Raw genomic sequence first — 8,105 nt, forward strand, 5'->3', positions numbered from 1 at the left:
CGAACATCGCGACCGCGAGAGCGATCCGCAATCGAGGTCGTGAAGGCGGTGAACCGGCTCTCGGGCCGGGCTTTCGAGCACAGCAACGGGCGGGCTGCGACGCGCTATTCGGTGTGTCCCAAATCGGGACACTTCACGGTGTCGACGCTTTCGTCGCGCGCGAGTCTGAGTGATTTTCGGTGCTGCCTGAAACCGTCACAGCTTTTCATTGTGACGACTCACGCGGTCAAGATTCGTGGTACTACAAATATCAATATATTTGCTCGACCGAGCAGTTGTTTCTGATAGGGTGACGTCGCGCTCTCGGTCGTTCGCGGACCCGACCTCTGGTCGGCACCGTGGGCCCGTCTGCGCCCGATGTGGCACTCCACGCCCCGCGCATCCAGTCAGGACAACCAAGCTCATGCCCAACTATACAGTTTCCGGCCGCGTGGTCGGTACCGATGGTACCCCCGCGATCAACGTCAGCGTCAGCATTCTCGAGATTGTCGGTCTCACCGACCCACCGCAGCCAAAGGGGGCGTCAGCCCAGACTGACAGCAGTGGGGCATACACAATCACGTGGGCCGAGGGCTCCGAGCCCGCGCTCCCGTGGGACATTTTCGTGGAGGCGACTGACGGCTCGACCACCGTCAAATCGTCGCTGATCAGCGATCTGCGGCAGTCGGCCGTCGTCGATCTCATCTTCGGTGACGGCGCGTACCAAGGCCGCAGCGAGTGGGATCGGGTCGCGGCCAAGCTCGCTCCGGTGATCGGCTCGACGCTGCCCCAGGACATCCCGGTCGACAGAATCGAATGGCTAGCGCGGCGGGCCGACGTGTTTCCAACCCACCTGGGTTGCTACATTCAGGCCCACCGGCTGGCCGATCAGCGCACGATCGAGGCCAGCAGCTGCTACGCGTTCATGCGGGCCGGCCTGCCGGCCGACCTGCCCGGGCTGCTGCGCGCCGAAGCCTCGGCGTGGGAGAGCGCCCTGCGCAACGCCTGGGCCCGGCGGATCGTGGCGCTGCCCGGCGACGGCTCCGAATCGGCGCTCGCCGAGGCGGTCGCCGACCAGATCGCCGCGATGCGCGAGCTCGTCATCGAAGCCGCCCTCGACGGCAGGGCGGGTGCGCTCAACCAGCGGACCTTGTTCGACACGGCTGGCCTCGATCTCGCCGACCAGCAGACCTTCATGGAGCTGTGGGTCGCCCGAACGGGCACCTTGGCGGAGTTTTGGTCCGACGTGACGAGCGCGCTCGATGCTGCCCGGGCGCAGACCTTCCAGTTCACAATTCAGGCTGCCACTCTCGTCGGGACCCACGTCGAGGCCCTCGCCGGTCTCCAGGCCGAGCGCGCCGCTCAGAACATCACGGCCGTCCGCGATCTCGCGGCGTGGAGCGTGTCTGACTGGGACAACTTCTTGGTCTCCCGGGCGATCGCGCCGCCAGACGACGCGCCCGGGTCCGATAGGGCGCAGCAGCGCCAATCCTACGCCCGCGCGCTCGGCCGCGTCATCGAGGACACCTACCCGACCTTGCATCTGCGTCACGCGATCGCCCGAGACGAGAAAAGCGCGAGCGCCCCCGCGAATACGGCCCACGTCGCAACCTTCTTGAGCGACAACGGCGACTTCGACATCACCCGTTCGACGATCTCCGTGTACCTCGATCAGGCCGCCGATCCGTGGCGCGGCACCGCTCCCGCCGATCAGGCCATGGCCCGCTCGAACCTCGAGGCGGTCCAGCGGGTCTACCGGATGACGCCCAGGATCGGCCGCTACGACACGGCGAAGCAGCTGCTCGATCAGGGTGTCGTCTCGGCCGCGCAGGTCGTCGAGTCCACCCGGCAAGAGTTCATCGACAAGTTCGGCCCGCTGCTGCCCTCCGACGTTCACCACCAAGAAGGCCTGGCCGGGGCCATCTGGGACAAGGCCGCGCGGATCCACAGCGCGACGATCACCCTCGCGTCCAAGCTCGCGCTCGGCAAGTCGGACGCCGACTTCGGCGTGCTCGAGATCCCCGGCGCCAAGCAGTTCGTGGGGGCCGAGGGCGGCTTCGCGGATCTCTCGACGATCCTCGGCAACCTCGACTATTGCGCGTGCGAGCACTGCCGCTCGGTGTTCAGCCCGGCCGCGTACCTGGCGGATCTGCTCGCGTTCCTGAGCAAGCGGCCCGCGAAGCAGTACAGCAACGCGCTCGAGACCCTGAGCGCGCGCCGCCCGGACATCCGCAACATCCTGCTCGATTGCGCCAACACCAACACGCCGCTGCCGTACATCGACCTGGTCAACGAGCTGCTCGAGGCCAAGCTCGCCGACAGCTTCGCGGATCCCTGGCACCAGACCACGTGGACGGCCGAGGAGCTGCGGATCCACCCCGAGCACCTCGACTTCGACATCTACGACCCCGAGGTCCTCGAGCCCGCGCCCCGAATCACGAAGCTCGTGTTTCCGTGGAGCCTGCCGTTTTCGTTGCCGACGATCGAGGCGCGGACCTACCTCAGGCACCTCGGCGTGCCCCGGCATGAGCTGATCGCTCGCTTCGCAGCCAAGGTCCCCGACGACGCCTACCTCGACGCCCTCGCGGCCGAGGTCCTCGGGCTCAACGCGACCGAGTTCGAGATCGTGTCCGGGTCCTACGGCGAGAACCCCTCGGACGACGACCGGGAGTTTTGGGGCTTCGCCGCCGAAGTCGACAACGACTGGGTCAGCGTACTCAATGGCACCCACGCCGACCCCGCCAAGGGCGACGTCGGCGAGCTGCTCCGACGGGGCCGCTACACCCTCGACGAGCTGCGCGAGTACCTAGCCTGCGACTACGTCAACCCGAGCGGGCAGATCAAGCTGCAGTGGAGCGAGACCTGCGCGCTCGAAGACGCGACGATCGCATTCTTGGAGGCAGACGCGCTCGACCGCTTGCATCGCCTGACTCGGCTGCAACGTCGCTGCGGGATCCCGCCGCGCATGCTCAACGTCCTGGTCGTCGACGCGTGCGCAGGCACGCTCGACGCGATCGCGCTGCGCAAGCTCGCCAACATCGTGCGGGTCAACGAGCGGCTCGGGCTCGCGTGGGACGAGCTGTCGACGCTCTGGGCCAGCGTGATCGACCCGCGCGACTACGACAACGGTCCGCGCTCGCTCTATCGTCGACGCTTCCTGTCCAAGGAGTTCGAGCAGATCGGCGTGTCCACGCTCGACCAGTTCAACCCGGCCGCCGGGGGCATGATCCAGGGGCAGGGACCGACGATCACGGCCGAGCAGCGGGCGATCATGCTCGCTGCGCTGGGGATCAACGAGGCCGAGCTGGTCACGCTGACCGGCCACCAGGAGCTGGCCAACGGTGAATTCACCTTCGCCAACCTCACCGCGCTGTTTCGCTGTGTCGTTTTTGCCCGGCGGCTGCGGCTGAGCATCGACGAGCTGGCGATCCTCGCGGGCGTCAACCAGGGCCTCACCGGACGAGACCCCTTCGCGAGCCCCTCGGCGACGCTGGAGTTCATGGAGCTCATCGACGGCGTCCGCGACTGTGGCCTGTCGATCGCCGAGCTCGACTGGCTGCTGCGGCACCGCGGCGAGGCGCCCTTCGACGACGAGCGAACCGCCCGCGAGCTGGCCGCGCTCGGGCGGGGGCTCGCCACGATCATCGAGGAGTGCGCGGCGCTCGCGGACCCCGACGGCGACGCGCTGGCGATCAACCTCGCCGAGTTCCTGGCCGAGGCCCAGGTCAGCGTCACGCTCGAGATCGTCCGGGGCAGCAGCGAGGACGAGGCGATCCAACACGCGTACATCGACGACTACCTCGGGCCCTACCTCGACGCGACGCTCGCCAAGGATGTGCTCGTCAACGTCGACAGCGCGGTCTACATCGAGGACGTCCCCGCGCGGCGGGCGTGGTTGCTGGGGCAGATCGTCAGCTTCCAGCGCCGCCGGGCGCTCGTCATCGACACCTGCGCGAGTCGCTTTCAGATCTCGGCCCTGCTCGTCGAGTCCTTCGCGTTCACGTTGCTCACGAGTCCAGGCGGTTCTGGATGGGTCGGCGACCTGCTCATGAGCCTCCCCGCCGACGAGGCTCAGCTCGGCCCCAACGAGTTCGCGGGCTGGATGCGCCTGGCCAAGGCCGCGCTGCTCGGTGAGCGCCACGGGATGCACGCGGACGAGATCCCCTGGTACTGCGGCAACGGAACCTGGCTTGATCTCCACACGCTCCCGCTGACTGCGGAAGATCCGAGCGCGAGCTTCGAGGTCTGGAACCGCTTGCGGCTCGCGCTCAGCTTGCGTACGCAGTTTCGTCCCGACGACCTCGCCCACGCCGAGGTCGCAGCCGCAGGCTCCCTCGCCGAGGGCGTCGCGGCCTTCGCCGAGCAAGGCGGCTGGGAGGTCGACGGCCTGACGACGGTCGCGGCGGCCCTCGGCTTCGAGCTCGCAGACCTCGCCGACGAGGCCGCGCTCATGCGCCTGCGGGTGATCGCCGAGACCGGCGCGCGGCTCGGCGTCGACGTCAACACGCTGCTGGACTGGACCACCGCGACACCCACGATGGCCCAGGCGACAGCGATCAAGACCGCAGCGCGGGCCAAGCACGACGAAGCCCGGTGGGCCAAGGTCGCGGCGCCCCTGCGTGACACGATCCGCGAGCAGCAGCGCGACGCGCTGGTCGACGGTGTCCTGGCCACGGACCCGGGCCTGCGTGACCGCAACGCCGTGTTCGAGCACCTGCTCGTCGACGTGGAGATGAGCGCGTGCATGCAGACCTCGCGCATCAAGCAGGCGATCAGCTCGGTCCAGATCTTCATCCACCGTGCGCTGTTGCATCTCGAGTACGACGATCTCACCTTCGGCACCGACGCGATCGCGCGTTGGGAGTGGATGAAGAACTACCGGGTGTGGGAGGCCAACCGCAAGGTGTTCCTGTACCCGGAGAACTGGATTGAGCCCGAGCTGCGGCCGAACAAGACCCCGGAGTTCGCCGCGCTCGAGGCCACGCTGATGCAGGGGACGCTGGATCAGGCGCGGGTCGAGAAGGCGCTGGTCGGGTATCTCGAGCAGCTCGATCGGGTGTCAAACCTCGAGATTGCGGGTGTCTGTCAACCTTTCCATCGCGGCGAGACCTGGATCCTCGGACGCACGACGGCCCAGCCGCATGAGTGGTTTGTGAGGCATCGGCGCAACAACGGCGCCTGGGACCCATGGGAGGAGGTGCCGGTCAAGATCGATACGCGGACCGTCTCGCTGATCGTGCGCGAGCGGAGGGTGCATCTGTTTTGGGTCAACGAGTACGAGGCGGTGAAAGACCCCGACATCAAGGCGGTCCGCTACAGTATCGGGCACGTCGAGCGTTCGGATGATGGTTGGGGCAAGGTCAATGTGTCCGAGCAGAGTCCAGTGCGCGAAGTGCTGCTCGACTGGCCCGAGCGACGGTTGATTTGCCAGAATACCGAGACGGGTTTTTTCCTCATCATCGCAGGCCAATTCCTCGAGCAGGTTTACCTCCTGGCGGCCTTTGGCCTCGACCTGGTCGATGGCAACCTCCGCTATCTCGGCGCTGACTTTTCGGGGCAAGAATTTGTCGATGGTGCGCACAAATTGGCGGCGAACGACATCATCTCGCTACAGACGGGCTACGCGCTCGACGGTCAGCGTTACGTCATGTCGATCAGCGACAGCAATTACCGGTTCTCGCAGGGGAAGTATGACAAGCGAGTCTTCAATCGACGTTCGAAGAAAGAGCTTCCGGCTGCGCTTGTCCACCACGCCGACGTCTGGTCCCTGCGCGAGCAAACGAAATTCTATCCAGTTGTCTATGATGACTGCTGTCGAAAATACCTGCTCGAGCCAGTTCCTCAGTACGAGCACGACGACGACGGCGTGAGTCTGGAGTGGCCAGGCAACCTCGAGCTCCAAGCCTACTACGCTGAGTGCCCACCCGACGATGCCTCGCAACCGATCGGTGTCGTGCCACAGATGGAGTGGGCGCAGAAACTCCGCGATGATTTGAATGATGCTGGGGTTTGGCAAAACGGCGTGCCGGGGCAAGTCGAGGGGCTGGAGTTCCTCGATGGCATCGATCCCCTGGTCGCGCCGGTCGTTCAAGGCCCCGCGTTCCTGCTGACTGCCCAGAACAACGCGCAAGCGATGACAGAGGGGATCAATGTGGACAACCCGTACCCCGCGTCTTCAACAAAGTTCAAGTTGGCGATCGAGTCGCTGTACCACCCGAAGGCTCGGATGATGGTCGAGGCGGTCACGCGGGAGGGGCACCTGGGCCTCTACTCGCCCGAGCCCGGGTCCGACCTGTTCCGCCAGAAAGTCACGTTCAACCCCTTTGTCGAGAGCGAACTGCACCTCACCCCCGGGCTCGCGGAGGGCGAGCCGCCGATCGAGGAGTTCGACTTCCGCTACGACAGCCCCTACGGGATCTACAACTGGGAGCTGTTCTTCCACGTGCCGATGCTGATCGCTGGCAAGCTCGCGGCCGAGCAGCGCTTCGACGAGGCGCAGCGGTGGTACCATCTGATCTTCAACCCGGTCGAACTCGTCGACCTGCCCGATGAGACCGAGACCACCAAGTTCTGGCGGATCAAGCCCTTCGTCGAGCAAGCCGGCGCGCTCGCCCAAAACCAGCTCGAGTTGATGGCGGGGATCGGCGCGACGCCAGAGCAGAAGCAAGCGGCGACTGAGAAATTTGCGAATGAGGTCAAGGTCTGGGAGCAAAACCCCTTCGACCCCCACGCCGTCGCCAGGATCCGGGACGGCGTCTACCAACGCACGCTGCTGCGCAAGTACATCAGCAACCTGATCGAGTGGGGCGACAGCCTCTACCGCCGCGACACGGTCGAGTCGATCAACGAGGCGACGATCCTGTACATCCTCGTCGCGCAGCTGCTCGGCCCGCGGCCCAACGCCGTGCCCGGCCCGAAGACGCAGGCGCAGACCTTCGCGCAGCTCGATGAGGCCGGTCTCGATGCGTTCTCCAACGCCCTGGTCCAACTCGAGAGCTGGATCCATCTCCCGGGTGACGGCCCGAAGAAGCTCGGGTGTGGGCCCGAGCTGCCCACGGAGCCGTGGGTGCGGGTGCCGATCATCTCGCGTTTTTGGTACTTCTGCTATCCGCCCAACGCCGAGCTGCTGAAGTATTGGGACACGATCGAGGATCGGCTGTGGAAGATCCGCCACTGCCGCAACATCGAAGGGATCGAGCGTCAGCTCCCGCTGTTCCAGCCGCCGATCGACCCCGCGTTGCTCGTCCGCGCGACCGCGGCTGGCGTCGACATCCAGTCGGTGCTCGCGGAGCTCGACTCGGGTCTGCCGCCCTATCGCTTCCGCTCGGTCCACGCGCGGGCGATGGCGTTCACGGGCACGCTGCGGAGCTTGGCGGGGGAGCTGCTCGCGGCGCTGGAGAAGCGCGACGCCGAGAGCCTCGCGCGGCTGCGCGCGGAGCACGAACTCGAGATGCTCGACCGTGTCCGGGACATCCGCGTCAAGCAGGTCGACGAAGCCAAGCAGGCGATCGAGTCGCTGGAGGCGGCGCGCGAGGTCGTGATTGCGCGCATGAATCACTACCAGGCGCTGAGGAACGAGCGGTACTCAGAACGAGAGCTGCGGCAGTTCGATCTCGCGAAGAAGGCGAACAAGTGGAGTCAGGCAGTCTCCGCGACAAGCGCAATTGGCTCGGTGCTCTCAGTGATTCCTCAGTTCCGAATCAGTGCCCCGCCATCGATCTCCACAGAATTCGGCGGTACCAACCTCGCACATGCCATGAGCGCGAGTGCGACGGTGCTGTCGATGGTGGCCGCCGAGTACTCGTACCACGCCAACCAAGCCTCGATCACCGCAGGCTACAACCGCCGTCAGCAAGACTGGGATCTCCAGGTCTCGCAGGCGCTGAAGGAGATCGCGCGATTCAAGCGCGACATCGTCGCCGCCGAGATCCGTCTCGACATCGCGACCCGCGAGCTCGACAACCACGACACCCAAGCCCGGCACTCGCGTGAGCTCGACCGCTACATGCGCGGCAAGTTCACCAACTGCGAGCTCTACGACTGGATGGTCGGCCAGCTCTCGACCCTCTACTTCCAGACCTACCAGCTCGCGTTCGACCTCGCCAAGCGAGCTGAGCGGGCCTATC

General features: G+C 66.0%; 1 protein-coding gene. It reads left to right on the forward strand.

Annotation, left to right across the window (positions count from 1 at the left end; translation table 11 throughout):
• Positions 1–604 precede the first annotated feature (604 nt).
• The coding region (locus tag ENSA5_RS28990) for a neuraminidase-like domain-containing protein (protein ID WP_219906882.1) at positions 605–8,105 on the forward strand (7,501 nt) is incomplete at its 3' end.

Source organism: Enhygromyxa salina (genome assembly GCF_002994615.1).
GTDB classification, from domain to species: Bacteria; Myxococcota_A; Polyangia; order Nannocystales; family Nannocystaceae; genus Plesiocystis; species Plesiocystis salina_A.